General features: G+C 67.2%; 16 protein-coding genes and 2 tRNA genes. 4 read left to right on the top strand and 14 right to left on the bottom strand.

Features of this window, described 5'->3' with window-relative positions; all coding sequences use genetic code 11:
* Positions 1–740: 740 nt before the first annotated feature.
* Positions 741–3638, bottom strand: coding sequence for an Rne/Rng family ribonuclease (locus D2E22_RS04150; RefSeq protein WP_164518405.1), 2898 nt, complete (start codon positions 3636–3638; stop codon positions 741–743).
* Between the two features lie 458 nt (positions 3639–4096).
* Positions 4097–5428: a succinyl-diaminopimelate desuccinylase gene (gene dapE / locus D2E22_RS04145; RefSeq protein WP_126031832.1), complete on the bottom strand. Its 1332-nt coding sequence runs from the start codon at positions 5426–5428 to the stop codon at positions 4097–4099.
* A gap of 735 nt (positions 5429–6163) precedes the next feature.
* On the opposite strand from dapE, the gene D2E22_RS04140 reads away from it, so the two are divergent.
* The gene (locus D2E22_RS04140; RefSeq protein ID WP_126031831.1) at positions 6164–7108 is read left to right on the top strand and encodes an AEC family transporter; all 945 of its coding nucleotides are present in this window, start codon (positions 6164–6166) and stop codon (positions 7106–7108) included.
* A 133-nt stretch (positions 7109–7241) separates the two neighbouring features.
* Here the strand turns inward: D2E22_RS04140 and D2E22_RS04135 are convergent, their stop codons facing one another.
* The 7 genes from D2E22_RS04135 to D2E22_RS04105 all read right to left on the bottom strand — a co-directional run bounded on the left by D2E22_RS04135 (position 7242) and on the right by D2E22_RS04105 (position 15805).
* Positions 7242–8897, bottom strand: a complete 1656-nt coding sequence (locus tag D2E22_RS04135; protein WP_241218167.1) for an FtsX-like permease family protein — start codon at positions 8895–8897, stop codon at positions 7242–7244.
* On the bottom strand, positions 8894–9784 hold the full coding sequence (locus D2E22_RS04130) for an ABC transporter ATP-binding protein (protein ID WP_126031830.1): 891 nt from the start codon (positions 9782–9784) through the stop codon (positions 8894–8896). Before D2E22_RS04130 ends, D2E22_RS04135 begins: the two co-directional genes overlap by 4 nt.
* Positions 9785–10020: 236 nt before the next feature.
* Positions 10021–10722 (bottom strand): ribonuclease HII, encoded by a 702-nt coding sequence (locus D2E22_RS04125; protein ID WP_126031829.1) that lies wholly within the window; start codon positions 10720–10722, stop codon positions 10021–10023.
* Positions 10723–10868: 146 nt separating this feature from the next.
* Positions 10869–11576 (bottom strand): signal peptidase I, encoded by a 708-nt coding sequence (gene lepB / locus D2E22_RS04120; RefSeq protein ID WP_126031871.1) that lies wholly within the window; start codon positions 11574–11576, stop codon positions 10869–10871.
* A 272-nt stretch (positions 11577–11848) separates the two neighbouring features.
* Positions 11849–12214, bottom strand: coding sequence for a 50S ribosomal protein L19 (gene rplS / locus D2E22_RS04115; RefSeq protein WP_026644690.1), 366 nt, complete (start codon positions 12212–12214; stop codon positions 11849–11851).
* A gap of 403 nt (positions 12215–12617) precedes the next feature.
* A complete protein-coding gene (pgi, locus tag D2E22_RS04110; protein ID WP_126031828.1) occupies positions 12618–14315 on the bottom strand; it encodes a glucose-6-phosphate isomerase in 1698 nt (565 codons plus the stop codon).
* Between the two features lie 278 nt (positions 14316–14593).
* Entirely contained in the window at positions 14594–15805 is a 1212-nt protein-coding gene (locus tag D2E22_RS04105) for a mannose-1-phosphate guanylyltransferase (protein ID WP_126031827.1), read from the bottom strand.
* Between the two features lie 173 nt (positions 15806–15978).
* Here D2E22_RS04105 and D2E22_RS04100 point away from each other — a divergent pair.
* The 3 genes from D2E22_RS04100 (at position 15979) to D2E22_RS04090 (ending at position 17291) form a co-directional block, all read left to right on the top strand.
* Positions 15979–16054 (top strand) — tRNA-Thr (locus D2E22_RS04100).
* Positions 16055–16141: 87 nt separating this feature from the next.
* Positions 16142–16223: transfer RNA gene (locus D2E22_RS04095), tRNA-Leu, on the top strand.
* A 57-nt stretch (positions 16224–16280) separates the two neighbouring features.
* A complete protein-coding gene (locus D2E22_RS04090) occupies positions 16281–17291 on the top strand; it encodes an AEC family transporter (protein ID WP_126031826.1) in 1011 nt (336 codons plus the stop codon).
* Here D2E22_RS04090 and D2E22_RS04085 read toward each other — a convergent pair.
* From D2E22_RS04085 to D2E22_RS04065, 5 genes are all read right to left on the bottom strand, one after another.
* Entirely contained in the window at positions 17288–18586 is a 1299-nt protein-coding gene (locus tag D2E22_RS04085; RefSeq protein WP_126031825.1) for a peptidoglycan bridge formation glycyltransferase FemA/FemB family protein, read from the bottom strand. The two genes, D2E22_RS04090 and D2E22_RS04085, sit on opposite strands and share 4 nt — an antisense overlap.
* A 42-nt stretch (positions 18587–18628) precedes the next feature.
* Positions 18629–19894 (bottom strand): peptidoglycan bridge formation glycyltransferase FemA/FemB family protein, encoded by a 1266-nt coding sequence (locus D2E22_RS04080; protein ID WP_126031824.1) that lies wholly within the window; start codon positions 19892–19894, stop codon positions 18629–18631.
* Between the two features lie 181 nt (positions 19895–20075).
* Positions 20076–20747, bottom strand: coding sequence for a non-canonical purine NTP pyrophosphatase (locus tag D2E22_RS04075; RefSeq protein WP_126031823.1), 672 nt, complete (start codon positions 20745–20747; stop codon positions 20076–20078).
* Between the two features lie 68 nt (positions 20748–20815).
* Positions 20816–21589 carry a ribonuclease PH gene (gene rph / locus D2E22_RS04070; protein ID WP_126031822.1) on the bottom strand — a complete coding sequence of 258 codons (774 nt, stop codon included), beginning with the start codon at positions 21587–21589 and terminating at the stop codon, positions 20816–20818.
* Positions 21590–21694: 105 nt separating this feature from the next.
* The gene (locus D2E22_RS04065) at positions 21695–22333 is read right to left on the bottom strand and encodes a Pr6Pr family membrane protein (protein ID WP_126031821.1); all 639 of its coding nucleotides are present in this window, start codon (positions 22331–22333) and stop codon (positions 21695–21697) included.
* Positions 22334–22386: the final 53 nt, after the last annotated feature.

The following is a 22386-nucleotide window of genomic DNA, read 5'->3' as shown; positions in this document are numbered from 1 at the left end:
GTTGTCTGTGGATTATCCATTCAATCACGAAAACCTCGCCACACCAATCGATTCGACGCCTTTCCCCACACACTTTTCACAATCCATCTCACTTATCTGTCCCACGATTCGAGTCTATCAGGGCCTCTCCGCGCGAGTTTCGGCCCGTTTTGCGGCAGTCTACATCATCCGTCGGCAACCCGCACATCCGGACCATCCCCACATGACCCCCGCCGACCCCATCCCGAACCAGCTCCTGACAACGTACGCATTCGCCGGCCAATTCGCTTCCCATTGCCCCATCCCAGCCTTCGCCCCTTCCGCGCAATTGCCTCCCGAGTCCCGGACGTTTCCCCCTCCCCCGGTGGCCCCACGCACAATCAAACATAAACGACCACCGCAATCGTCCGATTCCGCGGACTCGACCGCCCCAATCCGCCCCACCACGATCGCAACAGACCGCCCCAGCGAACGTATCCGCCCCAATCTGCACCCAACCGCATACCCCGGCGAGCGTCCTTGCCGCACACCGCACCTCAGATGATCGCAACGCGGCCATAGCCGCCATCCGCGCACAGAGACGCACAAAGCGGGGCGGCCGAAGGCCGCGTCCGAACTGCAAAAACGGCCCATCGGAAAATGCAGAACGGCCGTGGGCGGAAGCGTCAGCCTCCACCCATGGCCGTTCAGACTGCATATGCACACGCGGGCACACGCCCACGGGCAACGCGTCCCGCGGACAGCCAGCGGACCGCGGAGGCCTACTCCTCGTTCTCCTCGATGTGCTCGATCTGCACCTCAAGGTTTTCGGCCTCGTTGAGCGCGTCGTGGATCTCCTCTTCGGCGTTCGTCGCGGCCACGGCCGCCGCCGCGATCTGCGCGAGCTTCTGCTTGACGGCGTCGGACGACCCCTGCGGCACCGATGCGCCACGAGCGGACGACGTCCCGCGGCCGGAGCCATGTGAGCCGTGCGAACTGTGCGAACCGGAGCCGCCGTGCGCTTCGCTGCCATGGCCGTGCTTGTTCGTCTTGACGAACGGGTCACCGCCCTTGAGCGCGTACGGATCGTCGTAGTCGCCGGAGATCGTCGGTTCGTCGTGCACAATGAATCCGCGTCCCTTGCACGTCGGGCACTCCTCGGAGAAGGCCTCGACGAGGCCCTGGCCGATGCGCTTGCGCGTCATCTGCACCAAGCCCAGCGATGTGACCTCGGCCACCTGATGCTTCGTACGGTCGCGCGCCAAACACTCGACGAGCCGACGCAGCACAAGGTCGCGGTTCGCCGGCATCACCATGTCCACGTAATCGATCATGACCATGCCGCCGATGTCGCGCAGACGCAGCTGCCGCGCGATCTCCTCACTCGCCTCGAGGTTGCAGCGCGTCACCGTCTCCTCGAGCGACTTGCCGCGGCCGATGAAGCGGCCGGTGTTCACGTCGATCGTCGTCATCGCCTCGGTGCGGTCGATGACGATCGAGCCGCCGGACGGCAGGTACACCTGACGTTCCATGCCCTTGCGCAGCTGCGAGTCGATCTGCCACTTGTCGAACACGTCCTTGCCTTCATGCTCGGCAGGATCCCACTTCTCCAGCTTCGAACTCAGGTCGGGCGCCATCGTGTCGAGATACTGTTCGATGCGCTCGTAGACGCCATCGCCTTCGACGATCATCTTGCGGAAGTCGTCGTTGAAGATGTCGCGCACGACGCGGATCGCCATATCCGGCTCGCCCTGCAGCAGCTTCGGCCGCTTGCCGTGGCGGAACTCCTCGAACTTCTTCTGGATCTGCTCCCACTGGTGCGCGAGCTGCTCCATGTCCTTGACGATCGCCTCCTCGGGCGCGCCCTCAGCGGCCGTGCGGATGATGACGCCCATGTCCTTCGGCGCGACCTTCGACACGATCGACTTCAGACGGCTGCGCTCACGGCTGCTCAGCTTGCGGCTGACGCCGGTCATGCCGCCCGACGGCACGAGCACGAGGAAACGACCCGCAAGCGTCACCTGGCTCGTCAGACGCGCGCCCTTGTGGCCGATCGGATCCTTCGTCACCTGCACGAGCACCGGGTCGCCGGAGCGGAACGCGAGCTCGATGCGCCGCGGCTGCCCCTCCAGACGCGTCGTGTCCCAGTTGACCTCGCCCGCGTAGAGCACGCCGTTGCGCGCCTGGCCGATGTCGACGAAGGCGGCCTCCATGCTCGGCAGCACGTTCTGCACGCGGCCGAGGTAGATGTTGCCGACCGTCGCTACCTCCTGGATGTCGGAGACGTAATGCTCGACAAGCACGTTGTCCTCAAGCACCGAGATCTGCGTGTGGCGGTCGCGCTGACGCACGACCATCAGTCGGTCGACGTTCTCGCGGCGCGCGAGGAAGTCCTGCTCGAGCAGCTGGTTCTGACGGCTGCGTTCGCGGCGGTTGTCGCGGCGGCGCTGCTTCTTCGCCTCAAGACGCGTGGAGCCTTCGACGTCGGTGATCTCGTCAATGTACTGCTGCTTGCGCGAGCGGTGCACCGGCGTCTCCTCCTCGGCGTTCTTGCCGCCGCGGCGGCGGCGACGGCGACGCGTGACCGACGCCTCCTCGTCGTCATCGACGTGCTCCCCGGCCTCTTCGTCGTCGTTCTTGTCGTTCTTGGACGTCTCGGCGTCGGCGTCCTGCGAACGGCGCGAACGGCGACGGCGGCGCGTGCGCATCGGCGTCTCGTCATCTTCATCGTCCTCGTCGGCCGCCTTCTTCTTCGCGGTGCGGGCGATGGCGTCGTCGATCGGCGCATACGTGATGTCGTCGAGCACGAGGTCCTCCTCGATCTGCTCGACCTCGGCCGCGGCACGACGCTCCTGCGCGTTGAGGCGACGGTTCGACCTGCGCGAACGGCGGCGCGTCGACGTCGTCTCCTCTTCGCCGTCGGGATAGTCGCGGACCGTCGTCTCCTCGCCCGTCTCGGTGGTCTCGGTCGCATCGTCGTCATGCACGTCGTTCGCACGACGGGTACGACGGCGGCCGCGCGGCGACGACGGTTCCTCGTCATCGTCCTGGGACTTCGCCCTGCGCGGGCGACGCGACGACGTCGACGGCTCGTCGTCATCGCCCCCATCGGCGGACGATGCGCGGCGCGAACGGCGGCGAGACGCCGGTTCGTCCTCGTCGTCATCGGCGGCATTGCGGCGGGAACGGCGGTCGGCATCGTCGTCGCCCGACTGCGGGATGACGGGCTCCTGGAACAGCAGCGACGTCATCGGCCGCGACGCGCGGCGGTGCGACGCGCGGTCGGACTCATGGTCGGATGCACGGTCGGCGTCGTCGCTGAGAAAGTCGTCGAGCGAATCGACGGTTGCGGCCGAGGAACGGCCGCGCGACGACGATGCGGCTGCGCGGGTGCGGCGGCGACGCTGCTTCGGTTCGCCGTCAGCGGAATCCTTGCCGTCCTTCGACGAGGTGATCGACGGCGCAGGCTTCGACGCGGGCAGCGCAGGCACGCTCGGCTCGCGGAACAGCGGCGCATGCTCCTCCACCTTGAGCTCGACGGCGGCGTTCGCGGCGCCGGCGTCACGCACGACACGGCGACCGCGACGGCGCGGCGCCGGCTGCGCGACGGTGTTTTCAGTGGTCTTGTCCGCGGATGCGGAGGTTTCGTTCGCGACGAAATCATCAGTTAAATTGGGCACATTGCTCCTAGCGGCGCGCCATGCTGCAATCACGGCGCAGACATCCTGGCCCCATGCGTTCTCACGCCATACTCTCACTATGGCCGCGCGGGTCGCGCACGCTGGTGGCAATCCAAAAGTCAATTCAAGCGATGGCGGACACCGGCGCTCGCGGTTTGCGACCCCGTTCTTCCGGGTTCAACACGAGGGGATCAACGCCAACGGTTGCTGGGCGATTTTTTGCAGAAAACCGCCATGTCTCAGTATGACACAACTCATGGTCCAACGGGCGATGGTGGGTGCGGGTTGGTATGGGTGCGGGGACGTCCATGTGCCGAACCATCGGCGCAGTCGGCGAACCCACCCGCTAATCGGGCCCTTAGCGTCCCAATCCGTCGACGCGACCGACGAAAACGGGACGAAGACAGGCGGCTTTGCGGGTCGGAACGTCGAAGCGGTCGACGGAACGGGACGCAGAGTCAGCTCAGCCAGTCGGTGAGGATGCCGGCCATGAGTGTCAGGTCGGTTTCGGGCAGCTGTTCATCGTGCTTGTGCGCCAGCAGCGGGCTGCCGGCACCCAGGTTCACAGCGGGGATGCCGAGCTGCGAGAAACGCGCCACGTCGGTCCAACCGAGCTTCGCCAACGGCTCACGGCCGGTGCGTTCCCGCACGAGTTCGACGAGCGACTGCACAAGCGGATCGTCCATGCCGGGACGCGCGGACGGCGACTCGTCCTTCATCTCGATGCCGAAGCCCTCGAACACGCCGCCGGTCGCGACATGCTCGCCGTTGCCGAGCTCGGCGCCGCAATCGGCCCCCATCATCAGCGCCTTCGCCTCCGTCAGCGTCTTATCCGGGGCGAAACGGTAGTTCACATGGACGCGGCATTCGTCGGGGATGACGTTCGTGCCGTTGCCGCCGGAAATCAGCGTCGCGTTGAGCCCCTCCTGGTAGGTCAGGCCGTCCACGTCGATCGCCTTGTTCTCATAGGCGTTGAGCCGGTTGAGGATCTCGGCGGCCTTGTGGATCGCATTATCGCCCATCCATGCGCGCGCCGAATGCGCGGCCACGCCGTGCGCGACGACGTCGAAGCGCATCGTGCCGTTGCAACCGCCCTCGATGCCGCAATCGGTGGGTTCGCCGATGATCGCGAAATCGCCGACGATCCAATCGGGATGCGCCTCGACGACCTTGCGCAGGCCGTTCTTCTCGGCGGCGACCTCCTCATGGTCATAGAAGACGAAGGTCAGGTCGTACTTCGGATCGGTCAACGTGGCGGCCAGGAACAGCAGCACCGCGTCGGAGCCCTTCATGTCGGTCGCGCCGCGCCCCCACAGCACACGCTCGCGCGGATGGGCGACGGCGACGTCCTCGCGGATCAGCGGGTCGCCGGGTTCGAGCCACAGCGGCGGGAAGTTGCCGATGACCGGCACCGTGTCCAAGTGGCCGGCGAGCACGACGCGATGCGCCTTGCCGAAGTCCGTGGACGCGACGAGCGTGTCGCCGTGGCGGCGCACCGTCAGATGCGGCTGCGCACGCAGGAACGCCTCGACCATGTCCGTGAGCGGCCCCTCGTCATCGCTCACCGAGTACACGCCCATCACCTGCGCCATCAGATCGTTGAGGTTCTGCTGGTCGCTCGCGGCCGGATCGATTGCGATCCGCGGCACGGCGGGAATCGGCGTCGAGGTGGCGGAAGCAGCGGGGGCCGCGGAGGTCGCGGAGGTCGTGGAGGTCGTGGCCGATGCGGTCGCGGCAGTGGAGGCCGGTTCGTTGGATGCGGAAGCGGCGGCAGCGGAGTTGGAAGTCATCGAAATCTCCAGATACAAGGCGCATTTGCGTGAGCCATACTGTTATCGTCCGCACATATCGTAACAGTTGAGCCGGCGTGGCGACCATCGCGACCGCAGTGCGGGCAGATGGGCGGCGCAGCGGACCAGCCTGCAGGTCGGACTATCGGTCAGGTCGACGAAACCACCCGCGGACCAGCCCCCCCCTAGCGGGCCAATCCGCCGACGACGCCGACGAAACGGGACGGAAGCTTGGGTCTGTGCGGGACAATCCGTCGGCACCAGCGACAGAACGAGACGCTACGGAACGGACCATCGGCACGGTCGACGGAACGTGACGGAAACAGGGGCCTTAGTGGAGCGCACCATCGGCGCACAGGATGAAATGGGACGCGAGTGCGCGCCGTTTTGAAACAAATGGCGCGCGATGTGGGCCGGAGGTGACACACTGAGTTGGGCGAACGTACGGTCGGATGCGGGGAGTCGGCAACGCGTACGGTGTGGGGTCGGCAGCCAGCCGCCTATTCCGTCCGGCGACTCCGGGCCGCAATCGTACCGGACCGCGCACCAACACGGCACGCACCCGCGGCACGCACCCACACGGAGGGGACGAGCGAGCGGAGGCGCGCAACAGCCGCACCCGCACGACAGCCGCACGCGGTACGCGGACGGGCGAGGCAACCGCCCGACCCGACGGGAGCCGCCGCACAACCGACCCCGCCCGAGTAACCCCGGGCACACGAGTAAAGGAGCGTCATGACGGGCTTGATCAGCGCGATGGAAGGATTCTGCGTCATCGGCATCGTGATCGCGGTCGGCTATGTCGCCGCGCGCATGCGGATCGGCGGCCCGCAGGCGCAGTACGTGCTCAACCGCCTGAGCTTCTTCGTCGCAAGCCCCTGCCTGATGTTCGACATCCTCGCCGACGAGAAACTGGGCGAAATCTTCCACCCGTCGATCTTCGTCGCGTTCTTCTCGGCCGTGGCCGTGGGCGTCGTCTTCCTGCTCCTCAACGCGTGCTTCTTCCGTCTGAAGGCGCCCGACGCGACGATCGGCGTCCTCAACTCCCTGTATCTGAACTCGAACAACATCGGTCTGCCGATCGCCACCTACATCCTCGGCAACCCCGCGCTCGTCGCGCCGATCCTCGTCATGCAGCAGGCGGTGTTCACACCGATCGGCCTGACGGTGCTCGATGCGACGACGAAGGGCCAGGTCTCGGCGAAGACGATCCTCAAGCAGCCGCTGCATCAGCCGCTGCTCATCGGCACGGTGCTCGGCATCCTCGTCTCGCTGCTCAATGCGAAGTTCGGTTTCGCAGTCGTGCCCGACTACATCCGCAACCCGATCAGCATGATCGGCGCGTCCGCGGTTCCGATGATCCTGATGGCCTTCGGCATGTCGCTGCACGGCACGAAGCCGATGCAGAACAAGAGCAACCGTCCGGCGATCGTCACCGTCGCCGTGCTGAAGAACGTCGTGATGCCGATCATCGCGTTCCTGCTCGCCTATTTCGTGATGGGCTTCCGTGGCCCGGTGCTGTACGCATGCGTCGTGCTCGCCGCGCTGCCGACCGGCCAGAACGTCTACAATTACGCGGCGCGCTACAACGTGGGCCTCACCTTCGCGCGCGACGGCATCCTCGTCTCGACGGTGACGAGCCCGATCTTCATCGCGATCATCGCGGCGATCCTGAGCTGACGCGACGAGCGATCCGCGAGCGCCGCAAACCGACCGCGGCAGCGGATGCCCCAAGCGGACGGCAGCCTCCATCGCGACGACCATCGGCGCCTGCGCATACGCGGCCGTCGTCCCGCCCGTCGCCTCGTCCCAATCAGTCGTCGCGACGGCGGCTGATCGTGTCGAGACGCGCCGCCGTCCGGTTCGCGCACAGGGCGCCGACGCTGACGAGCGCATAGCACAGCGCGATGCCGAGCGCGAACCGCAGCAGCACCGCCGGCGCGGTGAGCGCGGAGCCCAGCAGCGGCAGCATCAGGAACATCGAGCATCCGGCCGCCACGATGATGACCGTGTTGAGCGGCGTGAGCACTTCGCTGAACCGTGCATGGCGCAACGTGCGCGCGTCGGTGCCTTCGAGGATGAGCATGTGGTATTCCGCCGCCTGGTCGTACACGTTCGCCGACTGCATGATGCCCGAGCTGACCGCGGCGAGCACGGCCGCGAACACGAGTGTCAGCGTGCCGCCGAGCGCGATGTCGTGCATCAGCGTCACCGCTTCGGGATCCGCGTTGTCGCCGGCGGCGAGGATGCCGCATACCGACGTGATGCCGGCGATGAACACGGCGAGCGCGATGCCGGAGACGTTGCGCCATGCGCGTTTCGGATTGTCGAGGATTCTGCGCATCGCGATCATGGCGGCCGCGTTCTTCGGGCGGCGGACGCGCGCTTTCGCGATGGACGTCACGATCCACGAACCGATGAGGTTGAGCAGCATGAAGCAGCCGCCGATGGTGCCGAAGACGATCGCGTAGACGACGATCCTGCCGGCCTGCGCGAACAGTTGCAGGCTGTTGAGCACGACGAATCCGCCGATGAGCACGACGACGAAGATGACGGCGCGCCATCCGCTCGGCAGCGTCGAGCCCTGACGCGCGGTGACGCCGAGCGGCGTGATCGCGACGCGGCGCAACGTAAGCAGCGCGGAGACGAGCGCGAGCAGCGCGACGCCGGCCACGGTGCCGATGAGCGCGGCGGGGCCGACCCACAGCTGTTCGAAGGTGAAGCGGCGGTTCTCGAAGGTGAGCGTCATGATGAGCGGCATGATCGCGAAGTACCCGCCGATGCCGATGAGCGCGCCGAGCACCGCCTGGCTGACCGCCTCGAAGGCCGTCAGGCATGTGACCTGCGAGACGGTCGCGCCGACGAGCCTCAGCGTCGCGAGGCGTTCGTCGCGTCGGGTCGCCGCCAATCTGGCCGCCGATCCGGCGAGCGTCGTGAACGGGACGATGAGCAGCACGCATGCGAAGACCGCGAGCGTCACGTAGAGCGTGCCGTCCGTGCTCACGTTCGCGTGCGATGTGCAGCGCGCCGCATCGAACATGCAGCCCGCCGTATGGTCGGGTGACGCACGCCAGATGAAGCCGTGCAGGCCGCCGAGGACGGTGAGGAAGATCGCCGTCGCGGCGGCGAAGGCGATGACGGCGAGCATCCCGGTGAAGTCGCCGCCGCCGCGACGACGTGCGCGCACGGGCTGCGCGCTCGCCGTGGCTGCTGCGTTGATGGCCGCTGCATCGATGGCGGCGGCCGCCGCCATCGCCGCATCCTCCGTCGATGACGCAACCGTCGCGTCCATGTTCACAGCGCCAGTCGCCGATGCCGGCGATGGCTGCTCCGACACCGTGGTCGTCGGCTGCGCATTCGCCGCCGGCCGCGTGTCCGGCCGCGCGTCCCGCCGCACAGTGCGCAGCGACCGCGCGATGCCGAGCGAACCGCGGTGGAACAATCTCCAGAGAGCAAACGTGTTCATCATGCGACTCCTTGCGAAGGATTGCGCGCAAATGCGGCGCCAGCAGCGACGGGGACGGCGGCGCCGGAGCCGGCCGCCGCCGATGCGCCGCCCATCCGCTGGTTCGCCGCGTCGAGCACGATGCCGTCGCGCATATGGACGGTGCGGCCGCAGAAGGCGGCGATGTTCGGATCGTGCGTGACGAGCACGACGGCGGCGTTGTTCGCGGCGGCGGCCGCCATCAGCAGCTGCATGACGCCGCGGCCGGTGTTCTGGTCGAGCGCGCCGGTCGGTTCGTCTGCGAAGATGATCGCCGGGTTCACGCACAGCGCACGCGCGATCGCGACGCGCTGCATCTGGCCGCCGCTCATCTCGCCGGGACGGCTGAACATCAGATGGCGCAGACCGATGCGCTCCAGCCAGGAGACGGCGCGGTCGGTGGCTTCGCGGTATGGCATGCCGGACAGCATGAGCGGCAGCGCGACGTTCTCGACGGCCGGCAGTTCCGGCAGCAGCTGCCCCGATTGGAAGACGAATCCGAAGGCCTGACGGCGCAACCGTGTGCGTTCGGCCTCGCTGATGCGATCGATGTCGGCGCCGCGGAACATCACACGGCCGGTCGTCGGCTTCGTGATACCGGCGAGCACATGCAGCAGCGTCGACTTGCCCGATCCCGATGGTCCCATGATCGCCACGCGCTCGCCTTCGCCGACGAGGAAACTCGCATGGTTGAGCGCCGGCGGCTGCCCCGGCTGGATCGTGCTGCGGGACGTCGCGTTGTAGTGCATGACGAGGTCGATGCCGTGGAGCACCGGCGTCGGCGCCCCCTGCTGCGTGTGCACGGCGCGCGGCTGCTTCGCCGACGGCGCATCGTTGGCGCTGAATTGCTGTGACGGGTTCTGTACGTTCATGGTTGCCACAGTATGGTCGGGCCGATGGCGCGACCATCATGCATCGGGATGACTTCGCCGCGCAGCCCGCGCATATCTCAGCCTTAAGGATGATGCATCCGGTCGCTGCCGCCCGCGAGCGCGGCCGGCAGCGACCGCGCGGCGACGATGCGCCCGCGCCGCGTACATCCCACCGATGTGGACTTGTGGACTATCGGCATATGCGGGCCATCGGAGCTTTCCGGTACACGCGACGCTCACGTCAGTTTCCAGCTGAGGCGGTGCAGGTCGCTCGGGCCGTATTCGGCGATCGCTGCGCGATGCGCCTGCGAACCGTAGCCTTTGTTGTGCGCCCACCCGTAGCGCGCATAGTCGGGGTTCTCCTCCGCAAGCGCGACCATGAGTCGGTCACGCGTCACCTTCGCGAGCACGGCCGCGGCGGCGACCGAGCGGCACCGCTGATCGCCTTTGACCTGGGTGACGACGTGAGCGGGCACCGGAACGAGCGGCGCCTCGAACGATCCGAGCGCCTTCGTGATGTAGTCGTTCGGCCCGTCGAGGATCGCGCCGACGCGCGCTTCACCGCCTTCGACGACGCCGAGCGCGCGTTCGGCCTTGTCGAGCGCACGCAGCGCGGCTACGCCGAGGGCGTGCGCGATCCCCCATTCGTCGATCTCCTGATTCGTCGCCGCGCCGATCGCGTATGCGTCCGCCCACGTCCGCAGCGGCTCGTAGAGCGCCTCGCGCCGATGCTCGGTCAGCATCTTCGAATCCGCCAGATACTGCGGCACCGACTGCTCCGCGCGATCGAGGTCCACGGCGCGGAACGCGGCGGCGCCGACCATGACCGGCCCGGCGAGCGATCCGCGCCCCACTTCGTCGAATCCGACGATGACATCGTATCCATCCGCCGCGAGCCCCCGCTCGAGCTCAAACGTCGGCACCGCGGAAATGCTCATCCCATCCTCTTTTCTGATTGTTGCGGCAACCGCGCCGCACGACCGCCCATCGCGACCGTTCCACGCAATCGTCCATCACAATCACTCCGCACGACCGTCGCCGCGACCGACCCGCCGCAGCCGCCACTCGTGATTCACGTGAAACGTCACTCGCTTGTCTCGCGGGACGGCACGTCGGCGAAGACGTCGTGATGCGCGCTCAGCCAGCCGATCCGGTTGAGCGGCCAGTACCGTGCGAAGGCGACGCCGACGATGTCGCTGATCGGCACGAGCCCGTTGTCGCCGTCGTTCTGATGGTATCGGGAATCCGCGGAATTCGAACGGTTGTCGCCCATCACGAACACGTGCCCCGGCGTGACGGTCACTTTGAACGGGAAGGCGCTCGGCTGGGTGCCCGGCTTGATGTACGACGTCTCGTCGATGGCGACGCCGTTGATGACGACCGGCGCGCCGTTGCCGTCGCATTCGACGATGTCGCCCGGCAGACCGATGAGTCGTTTGATCAGGTAATCGCTCGAGAACGTCGTCTGTTCATCGGCGAGCCAATTCGCAGGGTCCTTGAAGACGACGATGTCGCCTCGCTTGAGCTTGGTGACGCGCGGCGCGAGCTTCGTCGTCACGACGCGGTCGCCGGGAACGATCGTATCCTCCATCGACTTCGACGGGATGACGTACATGCCGAACAGGAACACGCGCATCAACACGACGACGGCGATCGGCAGCGCGCACCATAACAGGAAATCGCGCACCGTGAACTTCGCATCCTGCTTGGGTTGGCTGGCATGCCGAGCGCCGTGCGCATCGCCGCGGCCGGCGCCGCCCTGCGGCTGCATGGATGCGCCTTCGCCTCCCATAGGGGCGCCCTCGGCTGACGAATCGTTGCGCATGGATCTCCTGACTGTTGGCTGCCGTGCTCGCCGCATCCGCGTCCCGAAGGCGCGGCTGCGCTGTACGCCATTGTATGACATCGATGGCATAACGGATGACCTCACGCACAAGCCCAGTCACATTCCGCCACGGACGGAATCATCGGCGTCGATAACAAAAAGAGGACCCGCGAATGCGGATCCTCCACGACTATGCACGCGCGCCGCCGACGGCCGAAGGTCGACGCGCGCGGCCGTACTCACTTGGCGGAGTTGTCGCGACGCTCGACGATGCGGGCGGCCTTACCGCGCAGGTTGCGCAGGTAGTAGAGCTTCGCGCGACGCACGCGGCCACGACGGACGACCTTGATCGAGTCGATCGACGGGGAGTGCAGCGGGAAGCGACGCTCGACGCCGGTGCCGAAGCTGATCTTGCGCACGACGAAGGTCTCGCGAACGCCCGCGCCCTGACGGGCGATCACCACGCCGGTGAAGGTCTGGATACGGGAGTTGTTGCCTTCCTTGATCTTCACGTTCACGTCGACGGTGTCGCCCGGACGGAACGCCGGGATCTCGTCGGCCGGCTTCATGTGCTTGGCGTCGAATGCCTCAATAGCGTTAACCATGGTTGTTCCTCGCTCGCTGCCGCATATCAGCGCAGTGGTTGGGGCGGCGGTCACATCGACGCCGCCTGGATTCCGCAGGCCGCTGCGGCCCACGCTGCCGATCCGCCGAAAGTCATGTCCGGCTGGACCTGAAGATGCGCGGGGTTATGCGGCACCCCATGCATCGGCACAACGTTCGGTATTGTACACACGGCCATGAACAGTCCCGACGGCATCGGCCAATCGGAGCAGTCGGAGAACGCAAAAAGGTGCACAGCCCATACTGGGCCATGCACCTTATGCATCAGTCGGCGGCCATTGCCGCCGCAGCAACCGCAGGTCAGCCGCCGCTCAGCCACCGCAGCAGCGGCCACAACCGCTGGTCAGCCGCGGCCGCAGCCGCCGTCGCGGCGCGGGATGCGGATCAGAACTCGCGGACCTTGCGGTAGAAGTTGATCAGGCTGCGCGTGGACGCATCCTGGGCGGCGAGCGCCTCGTCGTTCTGCGAGATCGCCGGCGTGATCTCCTTCGCGAGCTGCTTGCCGAGCTCGACGCCCCACTGATCGTAGGAGTCGAGGCCCCAGACGGTGCCTTCGACGAAGGTGATGTGCTCGTAGAGCGCGATCAGCTCGCCGAGCGCGAACGGATCGAGACGGACGCCCATGATCGACGTCGTCGGGCGGTTGCCGGTGAACACGCGGGCCGGGACGATGTCCTCGGGCGTGCCCTCGGCGCGCACTTCGTCGGCGGTCTTGCCGAAGGCGAGCGCCTTCGTCTGCGCGAAGTAGTTGCCGAGCAGCAGCTCGTGCATGTCCTGGTCGCCGTCCTTGAGCGGGTTCGGCGTGTTCGCGAAGGCGATGAAGTCGGCCGGGATGAGCTGCGTGCCCTGGTGGATCAGCTGGAAGAACGCGTGCTGGCCGTTCGTGCCCGGCTCGCCCCAGAAGATCTCGCCGGTCTCGGTCGTCACCGGGGTGCCGTCCCAGCGCACGGACTTGCCGTTGGATTCCATCGTCAGCTGCTGCAGGTACGCCGGGAAACGGTGCAGGTACTGGTCGTACGGGAGCACCGCGTGCGAGGCGACCTTGTAGAAGTTGCGGTACCAGACGTTGAGCATGCCCATGAGCACGACGACGTTCTTCTCGAACGGCGTGTTCTTGAAGTACTCGTCGATCTGGTGGAAGCCGTTGAGGAACTCCTCGAAACGGGCCGGTCCGAAGACGATCGCCAGCGTCAGGCCGACGGCGGAATCGACGGAGTAGCGGCCGCCGACCCAATCCCAGAAGCCGAAGGCGTTCTTCGGGTCGATGCCGAATTCCTTGACGCGCTCGAGGTTCGTGGAGACGGCGACGAAATGCTTCTCCACGGCCTCGGCCTTGGATTCGCCGGTGCCGTCGATCGCGCCGGAGGCCTGCAGCTCCTCGAGGAGCCATGCGCGCGCCTCACGCGCGTTCGTCAGCGTCTCGAGCGTGCCGAAGGTCTTGGAGACGACGACGAAGAGCGTGGTCTCCGGATCGAGGTCGCGCGTCTTCTCGGCGATGTCGTTCGGGTCGATGTTGGAGACGTAGCGCGCCTTGATGCCGGCGTCCGCGAAGGGCTTGAGCGCCTCGTACGCCATGACGGGGCCCAGGTCGGAGCCGCCGATGCCGATGTTGACGACGGTGTCGATCTCCTTGCTGGTGACGCCCTTCCATTCGCCGCTGCGGACCTTCTCGGCGAAGGCGTACATGCGATCGAGGGTCTCACGGACGTCCTTGACGGCGTCCTGGCCGTCGACGACGTACTTGCCCTCGTCCTCGGCCGGACGGCGCAGCGCGGTGTGCAGCACGGCGCGGTCCTCGGTGTTGTTGATGTGCACGCCGGTGTACATCTGCTCGGTGCGCTCGGCGAGCTTGACCTCATCGGCGAGCTCGGCGAACAGCTTGAGCGTCTCCGGCTTGATCAGGTTCTTGGAAAGATCGAAATGCAGCGTGCCCGCGTCGAAGGACAGCGCATCCACACGGTTCTCGTCCTCGGCGAACCACTGCTTGAGGTCGACGCCTTCGGTCTGCATGTCGTCGTAGTGACGCTGCAGCTTGGCCCACGCCTCGGTCTGGGTGGCGTCGACTGGAGGATTGATTGCCATTGTTGGTCCTTTCATCATCATCTTCTGCAAAGCGCGCGTGCTGCGGGGGCGCCGTCCGGGCCGCCATCAGTCGGCATACGTTTGCAACGCTTCACAGAACACACACCCTACTCACGAAATAAGACAGTGCCGCACGCCGATATCCCGGCCCCGCCGACGCGATGCGCGGGGTGCTCATTGCTTAACGACGTTAACCGGAAACGGCGCAACGCCGCCGCTGACGCACGGCACAGCCGCGCCGGCGCACGACGCGGCCGGCTCGATGCATGCGCCGGCGGCTACAGCAGCTCGTCGGCGCCCGACTCCGCCAGATGCTTGACCATCGCCTTGACCTCCTGGCTGCGGGCGCGCGGCGCGACGAGCAGCGCGTCGGGGGTGTCGACGACGACCATGTCGTTGACGCCGAGCAGCGCGATCGTGCGCTCGCCGCCGGTGACGATGACGTCGCCGGCCGAGTCGAGCGTCGCGACGTCGTCGAGCGAACCGAGCACCTTGTTGTTGCGTTCGTCGACGCTCGGCAGCAGCGCGGCGACCGAGTTGAAGTCGCCGACGTCGTCCCATCCGAAGTCGCCCGGGATCATCGCGACGCCGCCCTCGACGGAGAGCGGCTCGGCGACGGCGTAGTCGAAGGCGATCTTCTCAAGCGACGGCCAGTGCTGCGCCATCGCCGCGTCGCGGTGCGAGTGGAAGTCCTCGCGGTGCACGCTTTCGCGCGGGTTCTCGCCGTTCGCGCGCGCCGTCTCGACGGCCGCCGCGTAGGCGTGGTCGTCGTCGACGATCGCGTCGGCGATCGCGTCGATCGCGCGCGCGAGCCTTGGCTTCTCCTTGTGCAGATGGTCCATCAGCACGCTCGCGCGCATGACGAACATGCCGGCGTTCCAACGGTATTCGCCGGTCGACAGGTACGCCTGCGCGGTGACGGCGTTCGGCTTCTCGACGAAGCGCTCGACGAGCGTCGCATCCGGCGCGTCCGGGATCCGCGCGGCGAGCGAGCCGCCTTCGTGGATGTAGCCGAAGGCCGTCGACGGGCGGGACGCGGCGATGCCGATCGTCGTGACGTAGCCGGCCCGCGCGGTCTGCACGGCCTGGCGCACCGCCTCGATGAACGCGAGCCTGCCGCGGATGACGTGGTCGGCGGCGAAGGATCCAACGATGATGTCGTCGCCGTGGCGACGCATCAGCACGGCCGTCGCGAGCGCGATCGCCGCCGTCGAGTCGCGCGGCGACGGCTCGGCGAAGATATGCTCGGCGCTGAGTTCCGGCAGCTGTTCGCGCACGGCGGCGACGTGGCGCTCGCCGGTGCTCACGCACACATGGTCGATGCCGCAGATCGCGGCGAGCCGGTCGAATGTCGTCTGGATGAGCGTGCGCCCCTGGCCGAGCATGTCGAAGAGGAACTTCGGCCTGCCTTCACGGCTCAGCGGCCACAGCCTCGTGCCGGTGCCGCCCGCGGGGATGATGGCGTAGAAATCGTCGAATCCGTTACTCATGCCGTTCATCTTACACAAGCGCGCGGCGCCTCTCCCCTTGCGCCGCCTCGCCTCGCGCGCCCTGTCGCACCGGGCGCGGCGCCGGCGAACACGACCGTCGCGACACGCCCGACACACACGAATTGCGCAATCGCAGGACATCGACTACACTCACCATCTTGTGCACTAAGCACGCCACTTTAGCTCAGTCGGTAGAGCGGCTCACTCGTAATGAGCAGGTCGACAGTTCGATTCTGTCAAGTGGCTCCACTGCCCTAGGCTCACAAGCCTAGGGTTTTTGTTTTCCGGCCGTCGGCGTGCGCCGCGCGGCTCCGGGAAGCGAAACGGTGCAGTGACGCGCGAGTGGCGTAATTGGTAGCCGCGCAGGATTTAGGTTCCTGTGACTTCGGTCGTGTGGGTTCGAGTCCCATCTCGCGCACGCGAACCACCCATCGTCCCTTTCGCGGAACCATCCGCACGTCCCGACCGAGGCACCATGCTCACGCTGCTCCAGCCCATCGCCTTGCTGGGCATCATCGTCATCGGCTATCTGTTCAAGCGCGGCGGCCTGTTCGGCCAGCGCGACTACCGCATCATCCAGGTCGTGCTGTTCGACCTCGTCCTTCCCGGCGCGATCGTCCACTCGTTCGCGAAGAACCCGCACGACCTGTCGCTGCTGTGGCTGTCCGCCTACGGCTTCGTCGTCGCGCTGGTCCCGGTCGTCGTCATCTACCTGGCGACGTCGCGGCGCCCGATTGCGAGCCGCGCGTTCCTGATGCTCAACGCGTCCGGACTGAACATCGGATGCTTCTGCTTCCCGGTCGTGCAGACCTTCCTCGGCTCCGGCGCCGTCGTGCCGGCAGCGATGTTCGACATCGGCAACTGCATCATGGTGGCCGCGGGCACGAACGTGATGACGCAGACGCTGCTGCACATCCGCCCCGGGCGCACGCTCGCCGAACAGGGCGCCGGCGACGCGCCGACGCTGCCGTACGAAAAGCCGACCGACCCGGACGCGAGGCGGCTCGCACGCCGCGCGCTGCGCCGCACGGTCCTCAAGGGCTTCTTCGGATCGGTGCCCTTCGACGTCTACGTCGTCATGATCGCGCTGACGGCGACCGGCGTGGCGCTGCCCGTCTGGTTCGCCGACCTGTTCGCGCCGCTGGCGAACGCGAACGCCTTCGTCGCGATGCTGATGGTCGGCATGCTGATGGACGTGCCCTCCGGACGCCGCGACGTCCTCGCCGTGCTGCGCGTCATCGCCTGGCGGCTGCCCTTCGGGATCCTGTTCGCGCTCGCCGCATGGCTCCTGCTGCCCTTCGGCCCGATGATCCGCGAGGCGACGATGATGTGCTGTCTGGCGCCGATCGCCGTCTTCTCGACGTTGTTCACCGACGAGGTGCTCGGCAACGCGAAGCTCGCCGGTTTCTCGCTCGCCGTGACCGCCGCGCTCAGCATCCTGCTGATGACCGGCGCGCATATGCTTATCGCCGCCGGGCTGATCTAGCCGAGGACCCTCTTCAGCGTGTTCCTGAGCGCCAGGCGCGCGCGGCCCACCGGCAGCGTGAACTCGCCGACGAGTTCCTCCACATGGCCGTTGAAGCCTTGTTTGAACTCGAGCACGCCGTGCCCTTCGCTGTCCGGATCGTCGAAGACGCCGTCGATGCCGTAGAAGTTGTAGCGCGTGATGCCCTTGTCGAGGCACAGCGTGACCATCGCCTCGTGCTGGATCAGCGCGCTCGCGTAGAACGGCTTGTATTCCTCGACGCTGCCCGAGTACAGGTAGACGGTCTCGTTCGGATGCGTCACGAACAGCGAGCAGGCGGCCGGCAGCATCGCGCCGCGCGCCGTGAGTCCGCGGGCGGCGTCGAGGCGTTTGCGCGCCGCCTTGAGGTTGCTTGATTCCTCGTTGTGGCGCCGGCGCAGCTTCGTCGTCTCGCGCTGCGCGAGCTTCGCTTCGAGGCCGGCGACGAGCTCCTCGAGCCTCTGCGCCTTGCGCCGCATCGACGCCTCGTAGGCGGCCGTGTCGATGTAGGCGATGAGGAAATGCGCCCGGTCGCCGAACGCGGCCGCGAAATCACGGAAATACTGTTCGCCGCGGTAGGCGAAGTGGCGCCGCTGCGCCGTCTGCCGCTCGATGTCGGCGAAGACGCGCAGTTCGCCGACGCCGACCTCGCGGACGACGACGCCCATCGACCGCGCGCGTTCGATGCTCCACTGCGTGCGTTTCGCATACGACTTGAGCAGCGCGTCGGCCGTGCCGTAGGCAGTGAGGTCCTTGACGTACACCCAGCGGTTGATGACGCTGTCATAGCCGCATGTGAGGGGCTGATGGCTCCATCCGAGACCCTCGAAGGCGCGCAGATACCCGTCGTGGGGTTCCTCGGTCGGCGTGCCGTCCGAGGCGTGCAGCCGGTAGACCAGATTCGGCCACGCCGCCACCTCGATCGCATGATGCCGTTTCGCGTCCGCACGAATCGCATCGCTCAAGGCGGACAGCATCGGCGTGTCATCGGGATCGCAGATCGGACCGAGCCAGATCGAGCCGGACATGCCGAAACGGCTCGGCGTGTAAGCGATCATCGCGCCGGCGACCACATGGCCGTCGGCGTCCGTGAGCCCCACGTTCGAGCACACGGAGCCGTGCCGGGCCGCGAGCGCCGCCATCCGCGAGCCCTGCTGGAAGTTGCCGAGCGGGTCGCGGGCGCTGAGTTCATCGAGTTGTTCGGCGGTCAGCAGCACCGCCTTCCATCGGCGCCGCGCGGCCGTGCCGGCGGCGCCATCGGTATCGTTCGCAGTCATAAGGCCATCAGTGTATCGACCCCGCATGGCGCGGACGGCGGCTCAGCCGCGCAGTTTATGGACAAACTGTTCGAGTTTGTACATATTCGGCCGCAGCACACGCATGAATTCGCCGGGCAGCTCCTCGACGTAGCCGTCGAAGCCCTGCTTGAACTCGAGCACGCCGCGGCCTTCGCTGTCCGGATCGGCGAAGACGCCGTCGATGCCATAGAAGTTGTAGCGCGTCACGCCGCGTTCGACGCACAGGTGCAGCATCGCCTCGTACTGGATCAATGCGCTCGCGTAGAACGGCTTGTACTCCTCGACGCTTCCGGAGAACAGGTAGACGGTCTCCTGCGGCACCGTCACGAACATCGACGCGGCCACCGGGATGTACGCGCCGCGTTCGAGCAATGCGACCGCCTCCTCGTAGCGTTTCGTGGCCGCGGCGAGGTTGTTCGACTCCTCGTTGTGGCGCCGACGCAGCTTCGTCGTCTCGCGCTGCGCGAGCTTGGCGTCGAGGTCGTCGACGAGCCGCTGCAGGTCGTCGCGTTTGCGCCGCATCGCGTCGTGGTGGGCCTGCGTGTCGATCCGCGCGACGAGGAAGTGCACGTCGTCGCCGAAGGCCTCGGCGAATCGGCGGAAGTACTGTTCGCCGCGGTATTCGAAATGGCGGCGTTCCGCCGTCTGCTGTTCGATCGACGCGAAGACGCCGAGTTCGTCGGGGCCGACGCGGCGCACTTCGACGCCCATCGACTGCGCGCGCTTGACGCTCCACTGCGTGCGTTTGCTGAAGGTCTTGAGCAGCGCCGCGCCGTCGTCGACGCCGTCGAGGTCCTTGAGGAAGCGCCAGCGCGGCACCGCCGTGTAGCCGCGTGTGAAGCCGCCGTGCGTCATGCCGGCCGCCTCGAGGTTCTCCATCATCGCCGTGTCGGGTGCGCCCTGCAGCCCGGGCAGCGCCTCGCCCTGCGCGTCGTGCAGTTGGTACGGCTGTTCGGGCGTGATGTCGAGATGCACGGCGTGGCGGCGGCGTTTCGCCATCGCGGCGATGCGATCGAGGAGGAAGACGGTGAGCTCGCGGTCGTCGAGGTCGCACAGCGGTCCGTCGGCGATCGTGCTGAAGGCGGTGGGGCCCGAGCCGTGCGTGGCGACGAGCGCGGCCGCGACGAGCGTGCCGTCCTCGCGAACGCCGACGTAGTCGATCGTCTGGCCTTGGGCGACCCGCAGATCGGCCATCATCACGGTCTGCTGGAAATTGCCGTGCCGGGCGTGCGCCGCGAAACCGGCGAACTCGTCACGGGTCAGATCGGCGAACTCGAACTGCCGCATCACAAAAACCTCCACTCATCGGCGCATCCGGGGCGCCGGGATGCGGCGCGCCGCATCCGTGAACGAACAACGAACAAAGAACGAACAAATCAAATGAATGCACGGCGCCGACGGACGATCCGGCGGCCATACATGCCCGGCGGGGCGTCGTGCGCGGACCGCGCACGCCCCGCACGGACGCTTAGAGCAGCGCCTCGATCGCCGGCACGAGCGCGCGCAGCGCCTTGCCGCGGTGCGAGATCGCGTTCTTCTGCTCCGGCGTCATCTGCGCGCTCGTGAGCAGCTCGCCGCTCGCGACCGCGTCGGCCGGCTGGTCGTCGGGCATGAAGATCGGGTCGTAGCCGAAGCCGTTCGCGCCATGCGGCGCGCGCACGATCGTGCCCGCCATCTCGCCGAGCACGACGGTCTCGCGCGCGTCCACGAGGCCGTCGCCGTCGGCGGCGTCGGGGTCGGCCACCGGCACGACGAGCGCGGCCGCACAGCGGAAGCGGGCGGTGCGGTCGTCGTCCGGAATGTCCTCGATCTGCGCGAGCAGCAGCCGGTTGTTGGCCTCGTCGTTGCCGTGTTCGCCGCTCCAGCGCGCCGAGAGAATGCCCGGCGCGTTGCCCATGACGTCGACGATCAGGCCCGAATCGTCGGCGATCGCCGGCAGCCCGGTGCGCAGCGCCACGAACCTCGCCTTGAGCAGCGCGTTCGCCTCGAAGGTGACGCCGGTCTCCACCGGATCGGGCAGCCCCAGCGCGCCTGCGGACACGAGTTCGATGCCGTCCGCACGCCCGCCGAGCCGTTCGGCGAGGATGGCGCGGATCTCCGTAAGTTTGCCTTCGTTATGTGTCGCCACGACGATCTTCATGGCGTTCCTTTCCCTAATGATGCCTTACGATGTCTCACGATGTTCGCCACGGCCGCGCAGGCCGGCGCTCACTTGGCGGTCTCGAGCTCCTCGAGCGCGGCGCGCTGCGCGGCCTGCAGCTCACGGTTGCCCTTCGTCGCCAGATCGAGCAGCACGTTGAGCTCGTCGCGGGAGAACGGGCGGTGCTCGGCGGTGCCCTGGATCTCGATGAACTCGCCCGAGCCGGTCATCGCGACGTTCATGTCGGTCATCGCGCGGCTGTCCTCGAGATACGGCAGGTCGAGCATCGGGCGCCCGTCGATGACGCCGACCGACACGGCGGAGACGCTGTCCTTGATCACGCGCTTCGCGTTGCGGATGCGGCGGTTCCTCTGCGCCCAGCGCAACGCGTCGACCATCGCCACGTACGCGCCGGTGATCGATGCGGTGCGTGTGCCGCCGTCGGCCTGCAGCACATCGCAGTCGAGCTGGATCTGGTTCTCGCCGAGCGCCTTCATGTCGACGACGCCGCGCAGGCAGCGGCCGATGAGGCGGCTGATCTCATGCGTGCGGCCGCCGACCTTGCCGCGCACCGACTCGCGGTCGGTGCGTTCGGCGGTCGCGCGCGGCAGCATCGAATACTCGGCCGTCACCCAGCCCAGGCCGCTGTCCTTGCGCCAGCGCGGCACGCCCTGCGTGAACGTGGCCGTGCACATGACGCGCGTGTTGCCGCATTCGATGAGCACCGAGCCTTCCGGGACGTCGGTGAACGCGCGCGTGATCCGCACCGGCCGCAGCTCGTCGCTCTGCCGCCCGTCGGGGCGGATGACGGTTGTCGAACTGATCATGTCCTTGATTTCCATGCTGTGGCTTCCTTCGGATTGCCGATGCCGCCATCGGCGCGCGGCGCGCGGCGACGTGTCTGCTGTTGCTTCGTTACCGATGATAGCCGCTCACGCTCCCGCCGATCACGCTCCGCCGCCGGCGAGCGCGCGCGCCGGCATCGCGCGGTCGATGATGCACACGAGCGCGCCGACGACGAGGAACGCGGCGACGATCTTGAGGCATGCGACGCCGAAGTTCGCCCAGCCGATCGCCGGCAGGTCGAGGAACTCGTACGGGTACGGGCTGCCGCCGGCGCCGGGGCCGACGCCCTGCGGCCACCACCATGCGCGCGCGAGCACGAAGACCAGATAGAGCGGCGGGTAGACGAGCCACAGCAGCGGATAGGTCGACTTGTAGCGGCGGTGGACGTCGAAGACGAGGAAATCGACGACGACCATGATCGGCACGATGCGGTGCAGCATCGTGTTCGTCATGATGCCGAAGATCTGCGGCACATAGCGCGGGTCGTCGGGAGGCAGCATGAAGAGCGCGACGAGCGCGACGACGACGGCGTAGGTCGTCGCCATCCCCTTGAGCCACGCCGGAGGCTGCTCGCCGTGCACGAGCGACGCGGCGCCCGCCCACAGCATGACGAAGGCGATGAGCGCGCCGGTCTGGAACGTGAAGTACACCCAACGGTTCGGCACCGTCCACGCCTCGGACGTGCCCATGATGCACAGCGCGGCGATCGCCAGCCGCCAGATTCCCGCAATGAAACGCATGTCCCCAGCATACCGGCTGCGCCGGGCCCGGCGACAGCCGCACGACGGCGAAC

Source organism: Bifidobacterium castoris (assembly GCF_003952025.1).
GTDB lineage: Bacteria > Actinomycetota > Actinomycetes > Actinomycetales > Bifidobacteriaceae > Bifidobacterium > Bifidobacterium castoris.
This window is presented reverse-complemented; position numbering and strand designations above follow the sequence as displayed.